Source organism: Actinomyces sp. HMSC065F11 (genome assembly GCF_001813085.1).
GTDB lineage: Bacteria > Actinomycetota > Actinomycetes > Actinomycetales > Actinomycetaceae > Gleimia > Gleimia europaea.
The window spans coordinates 63617-83564 of sequence record NZ_KV811462.1 but is presented as its reverse complement, the minus strand read 5'-3'; the positions used below and the strand labels follow the sequence as shown (position 1 = coordinate 83564).

Here is a 19948-nt window from a genome sequence, read left to right as displayed (position 1 = left end):
CTGGGGAGACCAGCAGACCAACTCGCGCGCACAAACCCATCTTTAGCTAAAGCACAGAAAACTGGGGGCGAGAAAACTCACCCCCAGTTCCAATGCCTTATGGTTTAGCGACGAAAAAGTACCAGCGCCCCTGATTTTGGATGGCGCACCAGTTCATTACCAGAAACACGCACGCGCCTGCCGCGGCGAACCGTATGCACACTGCCATCTGGAGTGGCCGCAAAAACGCGTGAGCGTTTCTCGTTTTCCTCACGCACCAGTGCGCGCAGCACTTCTAACTCTTCGCGCATTAGTTGCATTGCCTCTGCGCTCTCATCTAGACGTTGTTTCAGTTCTAGAATCTGGCGGATACCCTCCAGATTCACGCCCTCGTCCTGCGATAGGCGCTGAACTTCACGCAACCGCTCGACATCGCTTGCACTGTAGCGACGGCCCCGGCCCTTTGTGCGAGCCGGCGTAACTATGCCCAGGCGATCATACTGGCGAAGCGTTTGCGGATGCATACCCGCAAGTTCAGCAGCAACCGAAATAACGTAGGTTGTACCCCTCTTGTTCGCCATATGACCTCCCTCTACTTACGAGCGTTTGCTTCTAGACCTTGACGCGGATCGAAGTCAGCGGTCAGCTCACCGAGCTTCGCCACTGCCTCCCTTGCTTCCTTCGACATGTTCTTAGGCACAGCAACCTCAATTTCAATAATGAGGTCACCCTTCTTACGCCCTTTCTTCACGCCGCGGCCGCGGATCCGCAAAAGCGCTCCGGAGGACGTACCCTCCGGTACCTTCACGGTCACGGTAGAGCCATCGAGTAGCGGCACGGAAATACTTGCACCCAGCGCAGCCTCGGCAAACGAAACCGGTAGCTTCATGCGCAAGTTCTGCCCATCCAAGCTGAACACCGGATGCTTCTCAAGCGAGATCGCAACCACGAGGTCGCCCGCAGGCCCCCCGTTCACGCCCGGCCTACCTTTGCCGCGCAAACGAACCTTCTGTCCGTCCGTCACACCGGCGGGTACGCGCACCGTCATGGATCGCCCCTCGACGGTCATTTTCAGCGTCGCGCCCTCCACGGCCTGACGTAGCGTCAAAGTGGTAGCAGCCGACAGGTCAGCGCCCTTTTGCGCGGCCTGACCAAACGCTCCCCTACCCGCGTAGTCCGAGAAATTCGGGTGACCACCCTGGCCGCCACCGGCAAACAGGTTCGAAAGGATATCTTCAAAACCCGCACCGGATGAGCCGCCAGAAGTGGAGAAGCGAACCCGAGAGCCGTTTCCTCCACCACCAAACATGGAGAAAACATCTTCAAACCCAGAGGCAGAACCACCCGGCCCCGCAGAGAAGCGAGCCCCTCCGCCAGCCATCGCACGAATCGCGTCGTACTGCTTGCGCTGCTTCGGATCAGACAAAACCTGGTAGGCCTCGCCAACCGCCTTGAACTTCTCCTCCGCATTCTTATCACCCGGATTCTGGTCAGGGTGATGCTTGCGCGCAAGCTTGCGGTAAGCCTTCTTAATCTCTGACTCCGACGCATCCTTAGACACGCCCAACGTCTTATAGAAGTCCTTCTCCATCCAATCTTGTCCAGCCACTACTTCTCACCTCCAAAGTTTTGTTGCAATTACTGCGGGTTTGTCACGATGACCTTCGCTGCACGTAGCACCTTGTCATCGATCTTGTAACCCGCCTGGATTACCTGCGCAACCGTTTCCACCTGCACATCAGAAGATGGTTGCGCCATAACGGCCTCGTGAATCATTGGATCAAACTCATCACCAACTGCACCGAAGCGCTCAATCCCAAACTGGGAAGCCAGCGTCTGCTCCAACTTGTTCGCAATCGATGCGAACGGGCCGTCCTCTAGCGCGCCCGCATCACGAGCCGCAGCAATGTCGTCCAGCACCGGCATCAGCGCCTCCACGACCTCGCTCTGCCCGATTTTGCGAGCGTTAGACATGTCCGCCTTCGAGCGGCGCACATAGTTGTTGTGCGTTTGCGTGAGGTTGTAATGGTCAGCCCTCGCGCGCGCAAGCTCATCACCCTGCTTCGCTAGTTCTTCGCGCAGCGCCGCCGGATCATCGACGTCCGCTTCCGCGTTGACATCTGCAAGCTGCTCCTCCAAATGCGAAATATCGTTCGGATCAGCTGGCTGGCCGGGGGATGATTGCGAGCCAGAGCCGGTGCGGGGGTCTTCCCCCGCACCTTCCTCACGGTCCTCGAAGGGATCGCGATTTTGCTCTTCACTCACTTGTTGTCCTCTTCTTCATCGACAACTTCCGCGTCGATGACCTCGTCTTCATTACCAGCGTCAGCGGCCTCACCTTCAGCCTGCTGGGCCTGCTCGGCCTGCGCAGCCTGGTAGACCTCCTGGCCGATCTTCATGCCGGACTCGTTCAGCGTCTCAAGCGCTTTCTTCACCGCTTCGGTGTCGTCGCCCTCAAGAGCCTTCTTTACGGCCTCAACATCGGTCTTGACAGCATTCGCGGTCTCGTCCGAGATCTTGTCCGCCTCATCCTTCAAGATCTTTTCCATCTGGTATACGGTCTGCTCCGCAAGGTTGCGAACCTCCGCGTCTTCACGACGCTTCTTGTCCTCTTCCGCGTGAGCCTCCGCTTCCTTAACCATGCGGTCAATCTCGTCCTTCGGAAGCGCAGAACCGCCGGTGATCGTCATCGACTGTTCCTTGCCTGTGCCGCGATCCTTAGCGGATACGTGCACAATGCCGTTCGCATCAATGTCGAACGTGACCTCAATCTGCGGAATGCCGCGCGGAGCCGGCGCAATACCGGTCAGTTCGAAGGTTCCTAGCGGCTTGTTGTCGCGAGCGAACTCGCGCTCACCCTGGAACACCTGGATCAGAACCGAAGGCTGGTTATCTTCAGCAGTTGAGAAGATCTCCGTGGACTTCGTTGGGATCGCAGTGTTGCGGTCAATCAGCTTCGTCATGAAGCCACCCTTGGTTTCAATACCAAGCGAAAGCGGCGTCACGTCGATGAGGAGGACGTCCTTGCGGTCACCCTGCATCACACCCGCCTGGAGGGCAGCGCCAAGCGCAACAACCTCGTCCGGGTTAACAGACTTCGAGGGCTCCTTGCCACCCGTCATCTTCTTAACCGCCTCAGCAACGGCCGGCATACGGGTGGAGCCACCAACCAAGATCACGTGGTCGATGTCGTTCACCGAAATGCCCGCGTCACGGATCACAGCCTCGAACGGAGCGCGTGTGCGTTCAAGCAGGTCAGCCGTCATTTCCTCAAACTTTGCGCGGCTCAGCGACTCGTCGAGGTGGACGGGCACGCCGTCAACCATCGTGAGGTACTGAAGCGAAATGTTTGTGGAAGTTGCGGACGAAAGCTCCTTCTTTGCCTGCTCTGCCGCGTCACGCAAACGCTGCATCGCTACCGGATCCTTCGAAAGATCGTTACCGGTCTTGCTCTTTACCTGACTGATCAGCCAGTCCACGATTGCCTTATCCCAGTCGTCACCACCGAGGCGGTTGTCACCGGAAGTTGCGCGAACCTCGATCGTGGAGAACTCAGCGCCATCCTCGGTGTCCTTACCGATCTCGAGGAGCGAAACGTCAAACGTACCGCCACCGAGGTCGAATACGAGGATGAGCTCGTCTTCCTTACCCTTTTCGAGGCCGTATGCGAGAGCAGCCGCGGTGGGCTCGTTCACGATACGGGTTACGTTCATGCCGGCAATGCGGCCCGCGTCCTTCGTTGCCTGACGCTCAGCATCGTTGAAGTATGCGGGAACAGTGATTACTGCATCGGTGATCGGCTCACCGAGGTACTCCTCCGCGTCTCGCTTGAGCTTGCCGAGAATACGAGCGGAGATTTCCTGCGCCGTGTAAGCCTTATCGTCAATCTTCACTTCCCAGTCGGTGCCCATGTGGCGCTTAACCGACATGATGGTGCGATCAACGTTGGTCACTGCCTGGCGCTTAGCGATTTCACCTACCAGGACCTCGCCCGTCTTTGAGAATGCAACAACGGACGGGGTGGTACGCATACCTTCCGCGTTCGCGATGATTGTGGGCTCGCCACCTTCAAGCGTGGCGATTGCCGAGTTCGTGGTGCCAAGGTCGATACCTACTGCACGTGCCATATCAATGGCCTCCTTCATAAAATCAAGTTGAGTCTGTTGCACTCAAGTCTACCTTTCGCGGTTTTCCTGTCAACCCGAATGCTCCAAACTTGAGCCTACTAAGCTCAACCTTTGGGGCCCTTTATTTATTCCCGCCTACCACTCGTTTTAAGTGAACCGCGCCACACCGGACATTTTTCGACAAGAACTTGGACGTGCATTGGCAGATGCTAGGCCGCTAACATCGGGTACATGTCGAGCGAAAATCATGATGAGCGCGGCGAGACCGCACTGGACATATCCGAGGACGCCTTCGCCGCCCTCGTGGAGGAGGTTCTTGCGCAGTTGCCTGAATCCATGCTCGAAAACATCGACAACGTAGCGATTTTCGTAGCCGAAGAACCTGAGGACGGCTCTGACCTGTTGGGGCTTTATGAGGGCGTTGACCTGACCGAGCGCGATGACTACGGATTTGGCGACTTGCCCGACCAGATAACACTGTTTCGCCTGCCGCTGTTGCGCATGTGCGCTGATGTAGACGAGCTTCGGCGCGAGATTCAGGTGACAATCGTGCACGAGGTTGCCCACCATTTTGGCATCGACGATGATCAGTTGCACGAACTCGGGTGGGCGTAGTGACTGCATCTACTTGGCTTACGCTCTTAACGACGTTCACTCTGGCGGTTATTTCACCGGGCCCTGACTTTTTGGCAACGCTACGCATGACTCTTTCAAGGGGACGCAGCCGCGGAATAGCAACGGGCATCGGTATTGGCACGGGCACATCCCTGTGGGCGGTAGGAACAATGGCCGGGGTGATGGCCCTCATTTCACGCTCTGAAACTGCGTTTTTCGCGGTTCGCCTAGTAGGTGCAGTATTTCTTGCAGGCTACGGCATCCGTATTCTTGCCTCACTTATGCGTGCGAGGAATGACGCCCCCTCTGAAAGCACTAATGAGGAGCAGCTGGCACCCTCGAGCGAGCCCTACCCGGCATGGAAGGCATTCCGCCTCGGTTTCTTGACCACAACAGTTGGTAATCCGAAGGCAGTCATCTTTTTCACGACCCTGTTTGCTTCGATGTTGCCGCCCTCGATCACCTTTTTGGAAGGCGGGGCGCTGACCCTGGTGATGGTAGCGATTTCCAGCTGTTGGTTCACCGCGGTTGCCCTCGCCGCCTCGATGCCGGCTTTCGTGCGCGGGTACGAGCGCTTGCACAAACCGATCGATGCCGCACTCGGCGGACTATTCGTAGTTTTGGGCGCGGCTCTGATCCCGTGGGGAACGCTCTTCACCTAAGTGAACGAGCACCAGCGTTACCACACTACGCGCCGAGACTTTAGCCGTCGACAACCTCGCGAATCAGAGCCTTCACCGCTTCGGGGTCGTTGGGCAGATCTACCACGTGGCGGCCGGCATTCATCACCGAAGCGAAACGTTCGGGCACTTCCGGAGTGATTCCTAAAGCCTCTTCAATGGTTTCAGCAAACTTCACTGGAAGAGCGGTTTCGAGGACAACGAGGGGCTGCTCCACCGCTCCCCCACGCAGAGCATCGCGCGCGACCTTCCACGCATCCGCGGTGTGAGGATCAATGAGGACGTGGTCATGGCGGTACACCGACTGGATCGAGTCGATCCGGTCAGCGTGCGTTGAAGAGCCGGAGAGGAAGCCGAACTTGCGACGCGTATCCTTGAACTCACGTGTTTCAGCCAGAGAGAACTCCCCGCGAGCGCCCAGCTGGTCCACAAACAGCTCACGCACACGCTCCTGGTCACGCTCAACCAGGTCAAACACGAAACGTTCGAAGTTGGACGCTTTCGAAATGTCCATCGACGGGCTTGAAGTTTTGAAAGTCTGCTCCGAGGATCGAACGCGGTAAATGCCGGTTCGGTAGAACTCATCGAGCACATTGTTTTCATTGGTTGCAACAATTAGCCGGTCAATGGGCACGCCCATGCTACGCGCGACGTGGCCGGCAAAAACATCGCCAAAGTTGCCGGTTGGCACGGAGAATGAGACCTTATTGGCCGGCGTGCCACTAGCTTGGATCCATGCGGCTACGTAATACACCACTTGGGCGAGTAGACGGGCCCAGTTAATCGAGTTCACCGCTCCAATGCTGTAACGCGCTTTGAAGTCAGCGTCTGCCGAGATTGCCTTCACCACGTCTTGGCAATCATCAAAAACGCCGTCGAGGGCAATGTTGACAATCGCCGGGTCATCAATGCCGTACATTTGCGCCTGCTGGAATGGCGTCATCCGGCCGGCGGGAGTGAGCATAAAGACGCGGATTCCCGCCTTACCCAACATCGCGTACTCGGCCGAAGAGCCGGTATCCCCCGACGTTGCCCCTAGAATATTGAGCTCTGTTCCACTCTGGCCCAGCGCGTACTCAAAAAGCTGCCCCAGCATTTGCATCGCCATGTCTTTAAACGCGGCGGTTGGCCCGTTAGACAGGTGCAGTAGCCAAATGTGATCGGAGAGTTGCGTCATGGGCGCAACCTCGCGCGAACCGAAGTTTTCTACGCTGTATGCGCGCTTGCACATTTCCCGCAGGTCCTCTTCGGGAATGTCATCAATGTAGAGGCGCATCACCTCGAAAGCGAGGGCCGCGTAGCCTTCTTCCCGAAAAATCTTGGACCATGTAAGCAACGTATCCGCATCTACTTGCGGATATTCGACGGGCATGTAGAGGCCACCATCGGGTGCGAGGCCAGCGAGGAGGATCTCGGTAAACGTGCGGGGCTGGTCGGTGGGCACTCCGCGGGTAGAAATGTAGCGCATGCGGTAAGCCTACCGATTTCACGCACCTGGTTCCGATCGTTCCAAAGTGTGGGGCAAAAGTTGCGCGCCACTTTATCCAGCTCTGCGCGCGGGCCCCCTCCTCGTTTTAGAATGAAGAAAATTATCAACCACAAGGGGGATACATCATGGCTATCAAGATTGTGAATGAGGCATCGAAGGCTGTTGTTGACGGCATGAACAGGCTACTGCCGCAGCTTTCATCGTCTGCTACTTCAATGAGCGAAGAGGACGTAGCACGCTTCCTGGAACAGCCTTCCACAACACTGTTTGTGTACACGCCAGATGATGATCCGGACAACATTTTGGGCATGCTAACGCTGGTGGTGTTTGAGATTCCGACGGGTATTCGCGCCTGGGTTGAAGACGTCGTGGTGGCCGAGGAGACTCGCGGTCAGGGCGCGGGCCGCCAGCTGGTGGACGCATCGGTTGAGTACGCGCACAAGATTGGCGCGAAAACCGTGGACTTGACGTCACGCCCCACCCGCGAGGCAGCGAATCGCCTGTACCGTCGAGCCGGTTTTGAGCAGCGCGAGACCAATGTTTACCGCTATAACTGCTAGTTTGGATACGTGAGTATTTTTAGTGATGCAGAAGTTAAGCAGGTAGAGGATTTTGGGAAGTTCATTGAGGCTTCCCCCTCTTCTTTTCACGCAGCACGAGAGATTGCCGCCAGGCTGAAAGCCCACGGGTATTCGCAGATGCTTGAATGCGACCCGGTGGATGTCACGCCCGGCGGCCATTTCTTTGTGCGCGATGGCGCCGTGATGGCATGGTTCATTCCCGAGGAGGTAACCCAGCCGGCCTTCCGGATTGTTGGTTGCCACACGGATTCACCCGGCTTGAAGGTAAAGCCGTCAGGCTCTTCGAAGTCGCCCGACGGTTGGGGTCAGATTGACGTCGAGCTGTACGGTGGCCTATTGCTGAACTCGTGGCTGGACCGCGAGATCGGGTTTGCCGGCCGAATTATGGACCGCCGCGGCAAAGAGCATTTGGTTAAGACAGGTCCGATTGCGCGCGTTCCCCAGCTGGCGATTCACTTGGATCGCGATATTAACTCAGGTTTCAAGCTGGACCGGCAAAAGCACATGCAGCCGGTGTGGACGCTGGGCGATAAGTCACTATTCACTCATTTAGCACAGCTTGCGGGCCTGGAATCAGAACGAGACATTGCGGGCCACGACCTCGTGTCGTTTACGGCACAAGCTCCGGCTCGTTTTGGTTTGGACGAGGAGTTCTTCGCAGCTGGACGGCAAGACAACCTATCTTCAGTACACGCCGGCCTCACCGCATTAGAGCGCATGGAATCTTCCGATTTTGCTGATATTGCGGTGTTTGCTGCATTTGATCACGAGGAGATCGGGTCTTCCACCAGGTCGGGTGCGTCGGGCCCGATCCTTGAATCTACGCTACGCCGGATCGCAGCTGGCCTGGGCAAGGATGAGGACGGCCACCATCAGATGCTCGCGGGCACCACGTGCGTGTCTGCTGATGCCGGGCATTTTGTGCACCCGAACTACGCGGAGCGCCACGATCCGAACAACCATCCGATGCCCGGTAAGGGTCCGATGCTGAAACTGAACGCGAATCAGCATTACGCTTCCGACGCGATGGGCGCGGCGCTTTGGACCCGCATGTGCGAAGCAGCGGGCGTGCCCGCGCAGGCGTTCGTATCCAATAACGCGGTGCCATGCGGCAATACCATTGGCCCGCTAACGGCAACGCGTTTGGGTATCACTACCGTCGATGTGGGCATTGGCCTGCTGTCGATGCACTCGGCTCGCGAAATGAGCCATGTGAGCGACCACTTGGCGATGTCGCGCGTGCTCGAAGAATACTGGAAGGGCGCATAAGCGCCCGCCTCGCGTAATCTAACGCAACAGCCCTTCGGTTCCGCTTAGGAAACGAAGGGCTGTTTGTTATGCCAAGAACGCGTAGATCGCTGGCACCAGAAGGATCTTAAACACGATCGAAGAAGCAAAGAGGGCGGCGTACGCCGACTCGATGCGCTCGTCCGCAACCTTCGCGGCAGCGGCCTGCATGATGGCGGGCTGGCCGAGGAAGCCGGCAACGCCACCTGCAGTACGAGGGCCGGACAGCTTCAGCAGACGGCCGGCAATGGCAAGCAGGGTTGCAGAAATCAAGGTGATTGAGGTGGCGAGGATCGCAGCCTTCCAACCGAGTGAGGTAACCACGACCTCCTTGAATGCGGGCCCGGCACCAAGACCGAGAGCCGCCAGGAAGAACAGGAGGCCAAGCTGGCGCACCGTGAGGTTCACGGATTCTGGCATGGACCAGATCAGGTTGCCGGTGCGGCGAAGCGCACCAAGCACCATGCCAACCACGAGCGGACCGGCCGCTGCGCCAAGCGAGAACATCGCGCCTCCGGGCATGGGAACAGACACAAGGCCAAGAAGCAGACCGAGCACCATGCCCAGGCCAAAGGTGAGGGCGTCCACCTCGGCGATACGACGATCCGAATCGCCAAAGAAACTACGCACCGCGCTCAGCTGCGAAGACGGGACGGAAACCGAAACTTCGTCGCCGGGTTGTAACGCCAGTTCGTCTTTAGCTAGCAGCTCTAGATCGCCGCGTGTAACGCGCGTAATGATGCCGCCAAACTTGACGGGAATGTTGAGCTCCGCGATGGTTCGTCCGGTCATGTCCGAGTTGGAGACGCGGATCTTTTCGAAGTCCACCGCTCGCCTGTCGTCTGCAATGTGAACGCTGGATTCGTATCCGAGGATATCGATGGTTTCGTGTACGCGATCTTCAATTCCAACTACGACAACGAGGTCATCCGGCTGGAGTTCTTCGCCGGGAACAACCACGCGGGTCTTGTCGCCGCGGCGAAGGTAGGACAGACGCACGTCCTGGCATGCCCACGGTTCGATTTGGCGCAGGTTGATGGTCTTTTGAACGTGCGCGGTGCGGGCTACAAGACCGGCGCCGGCAAGCGAAGGCGTATCTTTTTCGCCCTTCCAGGGCCGCTCCACCACGATGGTGACGATGATGATGCCAACGATGACGCCAAACGGATAGCCCACGGCGTAGCCGGCGCCCGGAGTTGCAGACCCGGTGACGCGCAGCGCGGAGTCGAGGGCCGGCGCGGAGGGGAGGGCGCCGGTAAACAGTCCGGTGGATAGCTCGGCGGGAATCTCGAGGAGTTTGCCTCCCACAACGGTGACGACGCCGGCGGCGAGGGTCATGAGAGCGGCCGCGCCGATCAGCGGAGCTTGGCTCTTCAGCTGCTGCATAAAGGTGCTACCAGCGGCCACACCCACCGTGTAGGTAAACATAGCAAGTCCGATGGACTGCAGTAGCGACATGTTTTGGCCAAGGTCAGGGTAGGCAGCGGACAGAGCCAGGCCCACGAAGAGGGCTCCTGCCGCACCGAACTTTAGGTGCCAGAACCTGATCTGGCCGAACGCGGCACCAAGTGCCACTACCAGGAAGAAAGTAAGGATAGCGCTTTGGGATAGAATTTCGAACACGCTCTTAGCCTATGCCACAGCTCCTATAGCATGGGAATGTGAGAGATGAATCCGTCAGAGTAGACACGTGGCTGTGGAGCGTGCGGCAGCTGAAGTCGCGTTCTCAAGCTACCGCCGCGTGTAAGGCGGGGCACGTGAAGATCAATGGTTCTACCGTTAAACCGTCCCAAAAAGTGAGTGTGGGCGACACTGTGACGTATCGTTTTCAAGGTTTTGATCGGGTGTTAGAGGTAGTTCAGATTCTGCGTACGCGCGTGGGCGCTCCGATTGCCCAGAAGGCGTATGTGGATCATTCAGAGCCGCGGCCCGAGGCGTACGTCATGATGGCGCTTCCGCGCCGCGAGCGCGGTTCGGGCAGGCCCACTAAACGTGAGCGTCGCGAACTGGATCGCCTGCGTGGCCGCGACACAAACACCGGCCGAATTTAAGGCCGCGTTAAGCGTCTTCGAGGCCTTCCAAATGCTCTAGAGCCCGGTTCCAAGTTCCGTAGACCTGGCGAATGTTTGAGCCGGATGGCCGCCCATTTTCTTTAGCCCACTTGGCGTATCCGGCGTAGGAGGCCGAGGTCTGTGCGCTCTCACAATCTGCGAGGTAAGCACGGATGGCGCGAATCCGATCAGCTTCACTAAACCGGGCGTTCCTTCGCCCAACTTTCCCGTCGCTAGACGCCGCGAGCCCACACGCTTTCATCGCGCCGGCCCACGTTCCGCCAAAACGCTGCATGATGGTTTGGTAAGTGGGTGGCCAGAGCCTCACTCCGCGCACGGATTTAAGCCCCAGTTCAGTCAGGATCTCGGCCCTAATTTGGTCATACTTTTGTGCCGAAAGAGAGGAACCCTCCCCCTCGTCTGCCCGACGCTTAGAAGCGGCCGCAAGCGCGAGGATTTGCTCGGCTCTGCCCTCCGGATCAGTCACGCCAAGGACGGCGAGGATACCGGCGAGCTCCCCGGAGTCCTCGTCTGTTTTAATCGGAGCGAGACCGTGGGTGCGTGCAAATACGTAATGGATCGCGACTTTTAGCACACTGTCTGAGAAAGACTTAAGTTGGCTCATGTCTTAAAGTTACTATGGTCTACTGACCTGTTTTGCGCGCCTTAAAGGCTGGTTCTCATTCGGGTCAATGCTTGTTGGGAGTTTTCTTGCTTTTCAAATTGGCTTGGAAGTTTTTACACCGCCGCATTCCCACACTGCTTGGTATCTTTCTTTTGCAGATCGGGGCGACGGTAGCCGCTCTGTTTTTGCCTGACTTGAATGCTCGAATCATTAATGAGGGCGTCGCGGTTGGCGATACGGCAACGATCTGGCGCCTGGGCGGGTTGATGATCGCATTCACTGTGGTTCAGATCGTGTGCTCAACGCTGGCGATCATCTTGTCTGCCGTTGTGTCGATGAGGTTGGGACGCTGGCTGAGACGGAAACAGTTTGTGAATGCGCAAACGTTCTCCACGGATCAGCTAACCCACTTTGGGCCGCCGTCTTTGATTACGCGCACAACCAACGATGTGCAGCAGGTGCAGATGGTTACGTTCATGACACTAACCATGGCCGTGATGGCGCCACTGATGGGTGTGGGCGCGATTGTGATGGCGTTGCGCCAAAGCGTCCAAGTCTCGCAAATGCTACTGGTGGTTGTGCCCTTGATTGCGGCGGTAATCGGCCTGGTGATGTGGAAGATGGTGCCGCTGTTTAAGACGCAGCAAAAGCGCATTGACCGCATGAACACGGTGCTTCGCGAGCAGCTTTCAGGTATGCGCGTGATCCGCGCATTCGTGCGGCAGGAAACCGAGCGCGCCAAGTACGAGCAGGTCAATACTGAACTGCGCGGGGTAGCCATGAAGATTGGCGCTCTATTTGCGTTTATGTTCCCCGCCACGCAGCTGGTGATTTGGACCGCGCAGGTGCTGGTCATTTGGTTTGGCGGCCACCTGATTGCGGCGGGCAGCATGGAGGTTGGATCGCTGATCGCGTTCATCAACTACCTGATGCAGATCTTCATGTCGGTAATGATGGCCGGTTTCATTTTTGTGATGGTGCCGCGCGGCTCCGTGTCCGCTGAGCGCATCAATGAAGTGCTGGTAACCGAGTCCAACTTGCACGTTCCCAGCCACCCCAAGGCTCTGGCGGGCCCCGCTGAGTTCAGCTTGAACGATGTGACCATCAGTTATCCCGGGGCCGAGGCTCCCGTCCTCAAGAACCTGTCCGTGAACTTCCCGCGTGGGTCCGTAACCGGAGTGATTGGTCCAACGGCCTCGGGTAAATCTTCGTTAGTGAACGTGATTCCACGCCTGTTTGACGTGGTTGGCGGCGAAGTTCAAATGAACGGCGAAGACGTGCGCGACTACCGCCTGTCCGAGGTACGCCGCCGCATTTCGCTAGTGCCGCAAAAGGCGTACCTATTCTCAGGCACGATCGCTTCGACGGTTTCGGGCAGCTCGGATGAGAAGCTGATTGACCGTGACCGGGTTGAGTGGGCGCTTAAGGGAGCGCAGGCTTACGACTTCGTCTGCGCCCTCGATGAGGGGATCGATTCCGAGGTAGACACGGGCGGCCAGAACTTCTCGGGCGGCCAGAGGCAGAGGCTCGCGATTGCGCGCGCACTCTACCGCGACGCGGACCTGTACATTTTTGATGACTCTCTATCCGCCCTTGACGCAGCTACTGAAAAGAGGCTTCGCGATGGCCTGCCTGAGTATGTGGGCGAGGCCGCGGTGATCGTTGTTTCACAAAAGACGTCCTCGATTGTGGATGCAGATCAGATTCTGGTGCTTGGCGAAGGCCAAGCGCAGGGCCTTGGCACGCACTCGCAGTTGCTACGCGATTGCCCGCTATATGGCGAGATCGCAAGCTCGCAGGTTGGGGAGGCAAAATGAGTTCTCGCAGCGACGCTTACAAAAACGACACCAAAGACTTCCGGGGCTCTGTAAAGCGCTTGTTTGGCGAGCTTCGCCCGGAGCGCTTACGTATCTCGTTAACCGTACTGTTGACGGCCCTTGCGGTAGCCCTCACGGTTGCGGGCCCCAAGCTGCTGGGTGATGGCACAAACATCATTTTCAACGGAGTGGCCTCCAGTTTCATCCCCGAGGGCATGACGAAGGCCGAGTACGTGACCCAGCTACGCGCCGAGGGCAATAATCAGCTGGCGCAAATGCTGGAATCCATGAATCTCGCGCCCGGCTCAAGCGTGGATTTCGAGGCTCTTGCCCGCGTCCTCCTGCTTGCTTTCACGGTGTACGCATTGGCGTCTTTGGCCTATTTCAGCGTTGGCATGATTGTTCGCAAGATCGTGCAGAATACCGGCTTCACTCTTCGCAAGAAGGTGCAAGACAAGATCGATAAGCTCCCGCTTTCCTACATGGATTCACACAGGCGCGGCGACCTCATGTCACGCGTGACTAACGACGTCGATAACGTTACGCAGTCGCTCACGCAAATGATTCAGCAGGTGCTTGAAAGCTTCCTGACCATCATTGGCATTTTGTTCATGATGTTTTGGATTTCGTGGCGTCTGGCAATCCTCGCGATTATTGCAATCCCGCTTGGCACCGTTGCGGCCGGTTTGATCGCAAAGAAAGCCCAGCCCTACTTCCGCCAGCAATGGAAGGCCACGGGGCAGCTGGGCGGCATTGTTGAAGAGGCCTACACGGGTCACGAGGTCATGCAGGCGTTCTCAATGAGTGATGAATTCCTCAGCCAATTCGATAGGGCGAACGAGAGCCTGTACGACTCAGCCGTGCGAGCGCAGTCGATTTCTTCGCTCATGCGCCCAGCCATGATGCTCACGTCCAACATTTCCTACATTCTGGTTGCGGTTGCGGGTGGCCTGCAGGTAGCAGCCGGTGCGATTTCGCTGGGCGGCGTGCAGGCGTTCATCCAGTATTCGCGCCAGATTGGACATCCGATCTCCGCTCTTGCTTCGCTAGCTACGCTGGCGCAGTCGATGGTTGCTTCCGCAGAACGCATTTTTGAGTTCCTCGACGCGCAGGAAATGGATCAGGATGCACCGAAGGAAAGCCCGGTAGATTTGCGCGACGCATCGATTACCTTTGAACACGTGCGGTTTGGTTACGACCCGGAAAAGCCGGTTATTCGTGACCTCAGCTTGAGCGTAGAGCCTGGCCACATGGTTGCTATCGTCGGCCCCACGGGTGCCGGCAAAACGACGCTCGTGAACCTCTTGATGCGGTTCTACGAGATTGATTCGGGCAAGATCGCGATTAATGGCCGCTCAATTGCAGACATTAATAAGGATGATTTGCGCGCGGGAATCGGCATGGTTTTGCAAGACACGTGGCTATTCGAAGGCACGATTGCTGAAAACATCGCTTACGGTGCTGGCCGCGACGTTTCGATGGACGAGGTAGTCGCTGCTGCGAAGAAGGCGCAGGCACACTCGTTTATTCGCCACCTGCCGCAAGGATACGACACGGTTGTGAAGGCTGAGGGTTCCAACCTTTCGCAGGGTGAACGCCAGTTGCTAACCATTGCGCGGGCCTTCATCTCTAGGCCGGACATCCTCATTTTGGATGAAGCCACTTCTTCTGTTGATACACGCACGGAAGCCGTGATTCAAGAGGCGATGGAGCGGTTGCGCAAGGGCCGCACCTCGTTTGTGATTGCCCACCGGCTCTCTACAATCCGCTCGGCGGACGTGATTTTAGTTCTTGAAGATGGTGACGTGGTTGAGCAGGGCAGTCACGAAGAACTGCTCGCCGCGCAAGGAGCTTACGCGAAGTTGCACGCGTTGCAGTTCGAAGAATAAACCTGGCGCGACCGTCTCACCGGGGCCGGCTTTCTTGGAAGAGCCGGCCCCTGTTATTCCGAACGCGCAAGCGGAGCGCTTAATGAGAATCAAGACATGAGACAGACACGCACAGAACGTATATTTTGCGTTACGGTGCCTACATGACAAGTTCACTATCTTTGGATCACATCCTTGCAAACATGGAGTTGAAGCCGCAGGGAATCTACGTTTTTGTAGCACTTGATGAGATTCCAGAAGGCGTTGAGCCCTTCGCAACCGTACGCGAATACGAGGGCCAAACAATCGTCATTTCTGAAGATCGTGCAATCGAAGCTGGACTGCCCACTGAAAAGCGCTTCACCCGAATTTCGCTCGACGTGCCTTCTTCGCTGGAAACCATTGGCATTACGGCAACGATCGCGCAGATTCTTGCGTCTCGATCAATCACCTGTAACTCGCTCGCCGGTTTCCACCGCGACCACCTGTTTGTTCAAGTGGATAAGGCAGACGAGGCTCTTGAGATTCTCCATGACCTCAAAGAGCAAGCAAAGGGCTGGCTCCCCCAGTAAGCCAACAAACTCCAGCGGTACGGGCCGTGCAGTGTAGCAAGTCCAACACCGCGTTTCACACCGCATTTTCTAGATTCATACCGGTGCCCGCGCATAGCGTGGGCACATTCTTTTTCTGCTCATTTGGCCGCTTTGTTCTTCAATCGGCCCCTCATACCCACCCGGGCGGACTCAATCCATTACGCTTGGAGTATGTCCAAAGAGCAATCTGATGTAAAAGCAATCGAGCGTCTAGCCGATGGAACTGTTAAACAAACCAATATGCTCACCGGAACGGAAGTGTGGACCGTTCCCGGACGCGGACATCGTCCTCTAACCGTCCCCGCAACCACGCAGGCTCCAATCGATTTAGAGCGCCACGGAGAATACTGCGCATTTTGCGAGCACCGCTACCTTGAAACCCCTCCTGAAAAGGCGCGCGTAGTAAAGCACGAGGACGGAACTTGGCAAAAGCTTGAAAACCTGCGCGCTGAAGACCTGCGTGAAACCGTGGCGGAGTTCCGCCGGGTTCCCAACCTGTTTGAGATCGTTTCCTACAAGTACTGGCACCTAAACCACGGGCACGTCCCCTCCGAAGCGCAGCACCGCAGGATGGCAGACTATCTGGCCAGCCCTGCGGGTTACGACCACGTTATGCGGGTAGTCAAAGCCCGCCTCATGGCATCGGGGCAAACCGCGGACGAGGTTGCCAGCCTGGACGATTCGCAACTGCTACCCGAAGCCTCCGGGTTTTTTAGCGGCGGTCACGACCTCATCGTCGCAAGACGCCACTACACGCCGGGCGCCACTATGGACACGCAACTGGCGTCTTCGGGCACGCTAACGCCCGAGGAGCACTACCAGTACATGAAGCTAACTACCGAGGCGATGGAGGACCTGTACCAACTGAACGAGCACGTGGCATACGTGGCGTGCTTCCAGAACTGGCTCAAGCCCGCGGGAGCCTCCTTCGACCACCTGCACAAACAGTTAGTTGCAATCGATGAGCATTCGGTGCAAACCGAAGCTGAGCTCGGCCGGCTCCGCCGCGACCCCGACATTTACAAGAAGATCTTGCACACCGCCATCACGCGCGGCCTGCTGCTGGCTCAAAATGAGCATGCCATCGCCCTCGCCGGTATCGGACACCGCTACCCGTCCATCGCGATCTGGCCGCTCGGCAAAGCGCACAACCCCTGGGAAGCAAGCCCCGAGAAGTTGCGCGGCGTTTCCGACCTCGTACACGCAATGCACGCCGCCACCGGAGCCGAAGTTCCTTGCAACGAGGAGTGGTACCACCGCCCCGTTGACGTGCCTTCCCCTATGCGTTGGCGTCTGCTACTGAAGTGGCGCATATCGACTCTGGCCGGATTTGAGGGCGGCACGCGAATCTACCTGAACACGATAGACCCATGGGGTGTGCGCGACCGCGTGCTGCCCAAACTGGTTGAACTGCGTGAAGCGGGCAAGATCGCGCCTATGAAGATCGGTGACGAGTGCAAGGTAGACGTCACCGCACTAGACGCGTGACGATGTCGCGGCTCCTTGGACCCGCACGACTAGGTGTGGGTTGGGCCTGAGGTAACCTGCGCGCATTTTTCCGCATCTAGTTTGACGCGCATGCTGGGCTCGCTCACGCGGGTGTGGATTGGCAGATTAACCCGGGCGATCTTGCCCGAATCCAGCCGTACAGTAACCTGTTTGGCGCCGCGAACCGCGTGGCTTTCCACCACCTGCACCGCGGCGCCCTCGCCGGCTGTATCAGTCACGCTCCACGCCCCCGGGCCGCACGCAAGCTCCGAGCCGGGAGCCACGTCCACACCGAAAGCCGCGGCCTCCTCGGCCCCCAAAATCGGGCTGTAACCCAAGAAGCTAGCCACCGACCTTGTGCGCGGCTGCGCCCACACCTGCGCCGGTGTACCCATGCGAGAAATCACGCCGTCCTCCATGATCGCAACCTGGTCCGCCACGGTGAACGCCTCATCCTGATCGTGCGTCACATACACGGCCGTTGTGCCGGTTTCCTTCACAATGCGGCGGACCTCCACCGAAAGCTGTTCACGCAGCGCGCGATCCAACGCAGATAAGGGCTCATCAAGAAGTAGCAAACGAGGCCGCGGCGCCAAGGCCCGAGCCAACGCCACCCGCTGCTGTTGACCACCAGAGAGCGTAGTAACCAGACGGCTCGCCGTACCCGGCAGACCAACCGTTTCAAGGAGCTGCGTTGCCCGCCCCTCCCACTGTCCACGCGGAATGCGGCCGCGCAATCCAAACGCCACGTTCTGCCCCACGTTCTGGTGCGGGAACAGTTGCCCATCTTGAAACATGAGGCCAAAACCGCGCCTGTGCACGGGTAGCCTCGATACATCCTCGCCGTCAAACACTATCTGACCCGAGGAAGCCTCCAGCCCTGCAATGGCACGCAAAAGGGAGGACTTACCAGATCCGGAAGCGCCCAGTAGCGCCAAGATCTGCCCCGTCTCTAACTGCAAAGACACGTCTTTCACCGCGTGCACACCGCCGTAGAACACGTCGATGTTTTCCAGGCTTAAACCCATTGTTCCTCTTCCCTACATGCCTTCTACAAGCTTCACACTGGTGCCGATTCGAGACGAGCGGTCTGCTGCAGCCTCCACGATTGCCATTACCGACCCGGCTAGCACAGCCAGCAAAACCGAGGCCGCGAGCGCCATGCCCTGCTCGGTTGCGCCCGGCTGTGAGATCAACCGGTAGATAGCCACTGGAAGCGTGGGATTAGCGGGGCGAGCCAAGAAACTGGTGGCACCAAACTCGCCCAGCGACATTGAGAACGCGAACGCCGCCGCGATTGAAAGTGATCGAACAGCGTACGGTCCCTCAACTGCGAACAGGGTCCGCAGCGGGCCGGCCCCAAGCACACCCGCCACCTCCTTTTGCCGTGGATCGATAGAGGCGAGGACGGGGCTTACCACTCTCACAACCAGCGGAATAGCCACCATTGCCTGCGCCATCGGGATCAGCCAGAACGAGCCGCGCAGATCCAGCGGCGGTCGGTTCAATGTGATTAAGAAGCCGAATCCGACGGTCACTGCGGACACCCCAAGTGGAAGCATGAACAGGCCGTCCAAGAACTTCAATGCTCCCTTACCCGCGCGAGTTCTTGGCCTGCGCGTAATCACAATCGCTACCAGGCCGCCAATCACTACAGCAGTCACCATGGCGATCAGCGCGATTTCAACAGAGCGCACCGTTGAAGAAACCACCGAGGTTTGCAAGAACTTTGTTGCATCTGCATTGAATAGGTCTTGATAGTTAGCGAGCGTTATCTGGCCAGAGCGATGCAAGGACCTCCACACCAGCATGCCCATAGGAGCTACCAGTAGCACTAGCACGGGCACCAAAGTTGCAACCAGAGCGGGAATATCCGCTCGTTTAAGAGGCTGGGGAGCTAGGTCCGTGCGCATCTTCTGCGTAGCTGCTCCAGCGCTGCGCGCAAGCGACCCCATCCATAGGGCAAGCGCAATCACGATCAGCTGCACGATTGACAGCACTGAGGCGGAGCGCAAATCGAGCAGCGAGCTGGTAAGGAAGTAAATCTCCGTCTCAACCGTTTGCGTTCGCGTACCACCCAGAATGAGGACGAGACCAAACGAAGTTGCACAAAACAAGAAGATAACCGCTGCAGCGGACGCGAATGCGGGCATAAGCCGAGGTAGCGTCACGGTGAAGAACACTCGTAGCGGGCCTGCCCCAAGAGCAGCTGCGGCCTCCTCCATCTTCGGATCTAGACGCACCCACATGTTTCCGATTGTGCGCACCGCCAGCGAGTAGTTAAAAAACACCATGCCGATAATGATCGCCGTGTGGGTGCCGTCCAACCCCCACGAGCCGAGCGGACCTGACTCAATAAACAGCGAGCGAAACGCCACGCCCACAACCACTGATGGCAATACAAACGGGACAGCCACAATCCCGCGAATCGCACCTCGCAAAGGGAAAACTCGGCGGTACAGGATCCACGCGGAAGGCAGGCTGATGGCCACTGACAAAACGGTTGCCGCCGTGGCCATCCACACGGTTTGCCACACCACTCGCCACGTGCGGGGCCTGCCCAAAACCTGCATAAATCCACTCAGATCCAGCGATCCTGCCGAATCCAAGAAGCCTCGCCCCACCAGGTTTGCCGTGGGAGCGAGGAAAAATATAGCTAAAAAGATGACGGGCACTCCCACCGCCACCACCGTCAGTGCCAGTGGTAGAGCGCGGTCTGGGAGTGCCCGCCTCAAATCAGCCATGATC

General features: G+C 57.8%; 18 protein-coding genes. 9 read left to right on the top strand and 9 right to left on the bottom strand.

Annotated elements, in window-relative coordinates; all coding sequences use genetic code 11:
* Positions 1 to 104: 104 nt before the first annotated feature.
* Genes HMPREF2891_RS00590 through dnaK form a run of 4 tightly spaced genes read right to left on the bottom strand, consistent with a single transcriptional unit; the run spans position 105 to position 4106 of the window.
* Positions 105 to 560 carry a heat shock protein transcriptional repressor HspR gene (locus HMPREF2891_RS00590; protein ID WP_070619372.1) on the bottom strand — a complete coding sequence of 152 codons (456 nt, stop codon included), beginning with the start codon at positions 558 to 560 and terminating at the stop codon, positions 105 to 107.
* Between the two features lie 11 nt (positions 561 to 571).
* Complete coding sequence (locus HMPREF2891_RS00585; RefSeq protein ID WP_070619369.1) at positions 572 to 1588, bottom strand: DnaJ C-terminal domain-containing protein; 1017 nt, start codon at positions 1586 to 1588, stop codon at positions 572 to 574.
* A 29-nt stretch (positions 1589 to 1617) separates the two neighbouring features.
* Positions 1618 to 2244 carry a nucleotide exchange factor GrpE gene (locus tag HMPREF2891_RS00580; protein WP_070663493.1) on the bottom strand — a complete coding sequence of 209 codons (627 nt, stop codon included), beginning with the start codon at positions 2242 to 2244 and terminating at the stop codon, positions 1618 to 1620.
* The gene (dnaK, locus tag HMPREF2891_RS00575) at positions 2241 to 4106 is read right to left on the bottom strand and encodes a molecular chaperone DnaK (protein ID WP_070663542.1); all 1866 of its coding nucleotides are present in this window, start codon (positions 4104 to 4106) and stop codon (positions 2241 to 2243) included. Before dnaK ends, HMPREF2891_RS00580 begins: the two co-directional genes overlap by 4 nt.
* Positions 4107 to 4337: 231 nt before the next feature.
* Between dnaK and HMPREF2891_RS00570 the strand changes: the two genes are divergently transcribed.
* On the top strand, positions 4338 to 4721 hold the full coding sequence (locus HMPREF2891_RS00570; protein ID WP_070619364.1) for a metallopeptidase family protein: 384 nt from the start codon (positions 4338 to 4340) through the stop codon (positions 4719 to 4721).
* Positions 4721 to 5383 (top strand): LysE family translocator, encoded by a 663-nt coding sequence (locus tag HMPREF2891_RS00565; protein ID WP_148130888.1) that lies wholly within the window; start codon positions 4721 to 4723, stop codon positions 5381 to 5383. The genes HMPREF2891_RS00570 and HMPREF2891_RS00565 overlap by 1 nt, the downstream gene beginning before the upstream one ends.
* 40 nt (positions 5384 to 5423) lie before the next feature.
* On the opposite strand, the gene thrC is transcribed toward HMPREF2891_RS00565, so the two are convergent.
* Entirely contained in the window at positions 5424 to 6869 is a 1446-nt protein-coding gene (gene thrC, locus HMPREF2891_RS00560; RefSeq protein ID WP_070663492.1) for a threonine synthase, read from the bottom strand.
* A gap of 146 nt (positions 6870 to 7015) precedes the next feature.
* On the opposite strand from thrC, the gene HMPREF2891_RS00555 reads away from it, so the two are divergent.
* Both HMPREF2891_RS00555 and HMPREF2891_RS00550 read left to right on the top strand, forming a co-directional pair.
* Entirely contained in the window at positions 7016 to 7450 is a 435-nt protein-coding gene (locus HMPREF2891_RS00555) for a GNAT family N-acetyltransferase (protein ID WP_070663491.1), read from the top strand.
* Between the two features lie 9 nt (positions 7451 to 7459).
* The gene (locus HMPREF2891_RS00550) at positions 7460 to 8740 is read left to right on the top strand and encodes a M18 family aminopeptidase (protein WP_070663490.1); all 1281 of its coding nucleotides are present in this window, start codon (positions 7460 to 7462) and stop codon (positions 8738 to 8740) included.
* A gap of 66 nt (positions 8741 to 8806) precedes the next feature.
* Here the strand turns inward: HMPREF2891_RS00550 and HMPREF2891_RS00545 are convergent, their stop codons facing one another.
* Positions 8807 to 10381, bottom strand: a complete 1575-nt coding sequence (locus HMPREF2891_RS00545) for an aspartate-alanine antiporter-like transporter (protein WP_070663489.1) — start codon at positions 10379 to 10381, stop codon at positions 8807 to 8809.
* Between the two features lie 38 nt (positions 10382 to 10419).
* Between HMPREF2891_RS00545 and HMPREF2891_RS00540 the strand changes: the two genes are divergently transcribed.
* Positions 10420 to 10809 carry an RNA-binding S4 domain-containing protein gene (locus tag HMPREF2891_RS00540; RefSeq protein ID WP_070663488.1) on the top strand — a complete coding sequence of 130 codons (390 nt, stop codon included), beginning with the start codon at positions 10420 to 10422 and terminating at the stop codon, positions 10807 to 10809.
* Between the two features lie 7 nt (positions 10810 to 10816).
* Here the strand turns inward: HMPREF2891_RS00540 and HMPREF2891_RS00535 are convergent, their stop codons facing one another.
* Positions 10817 to 11434: a hypothetical protein gene (locus HMPREF2891_RS00535; RefSeq protein WP_070663487.1), complete on the bottom strand. Its 618-nt coding sequence runs from the start codon at positions 11432 to 11434 to the stop codon at positions 10817 to 10819.
* Positions 11435 to 11520: 86 nt separating this feature from the next.
* Here HMPREF2891_RS00535 and HMPREF2891_RS00530 point away from each other — a divergent pair, with 86 nt between their 5' ends.
* The 4 genes from HMPREF2891_RS00530 to HMPREF2891_RS00515 all read left to right on the top strand — a co-directional run bounded on the left by HMPREF2891_RS00530 (position 11521) and on the right by HMPREF2891_RS00515 (position 17200).
* On the top strand, positions 11521 to 13251 hold the full coding sequence (locus HMPREF2891_RS00530) for an ABC transporter ATP-binding protein (RefSeq protein WP_070663486.1): 1731 nt from the start codon (positions 11521 to 11523) through the stop codon (positions 13249 to 13251).
* Positions 13248 to 15140, top strand: a complete 1893-nt coding sequence (locus HMPREF2891_RS00525) for an ABC transporter ATP-binding protein (protein WP_070663485.1) — start codon at positions 13248 to 13250, stop codon at positions 15138 to 15140. Before HMPREF2891_RS00530 ends, HMPREF2891_RS00525 begins: the two co-directional genes overlap by 4 nt.
* Positions 15141 to 15283: 143 nt before the next feature.
* Positions 15284 to 15691, top strand: coding sequence for an ACT domain-containing protein (locus HMPREF2891_RS00520; RefSeq protein WP_034509081.1), 408 nt, complete (start codon positions 15284 to 15286; stop codon positions 15689 to 15691).
* 192 nt (positions 15692 to 15883) lie between these two features.
* Complete coding sequence (locus tag HMPREF2891_RS00515; protein ID WP_070663484.1) at positions 15884 to 17200, top strand: DUF4921 family protein; 1317 nt, start codon at positions 15884 to 15886, stop codon at positions 17198 to 17200.
* A 29-nt stretch (positions 17201 to 17229) separates the two neighbouring features.
* Here HMPREF2891_RS00515 and HMPREF2891_RS00510 read toward each other — a convergent pair whose 3' ends face one another.
* Complete coding sequence (locus HMPREF2891_RS00510; protein WP_070663483.1) at positions 17230 to 18228, bottom strand: ABC transporter ATP-binding protein; 999 nt, start codon at positions 18226 to 18228, stop codon at positions 17230 to 17232.
* 12 nt (positions 18229 to 18240) lie between these two features.
* Positions 18241 to 19944, bottom strand: a complete 1704-nt coding sequence (locus HMPREF2891_RS00505; protein ID WP_070663482.1) for an ABC transporter permease — start codon at positions 19942 to 19944, stop codon at positions 18241 to 18243.
* Between the last annotated feature and the right edge of the window lie 4 nt (positions 19945 to 19948).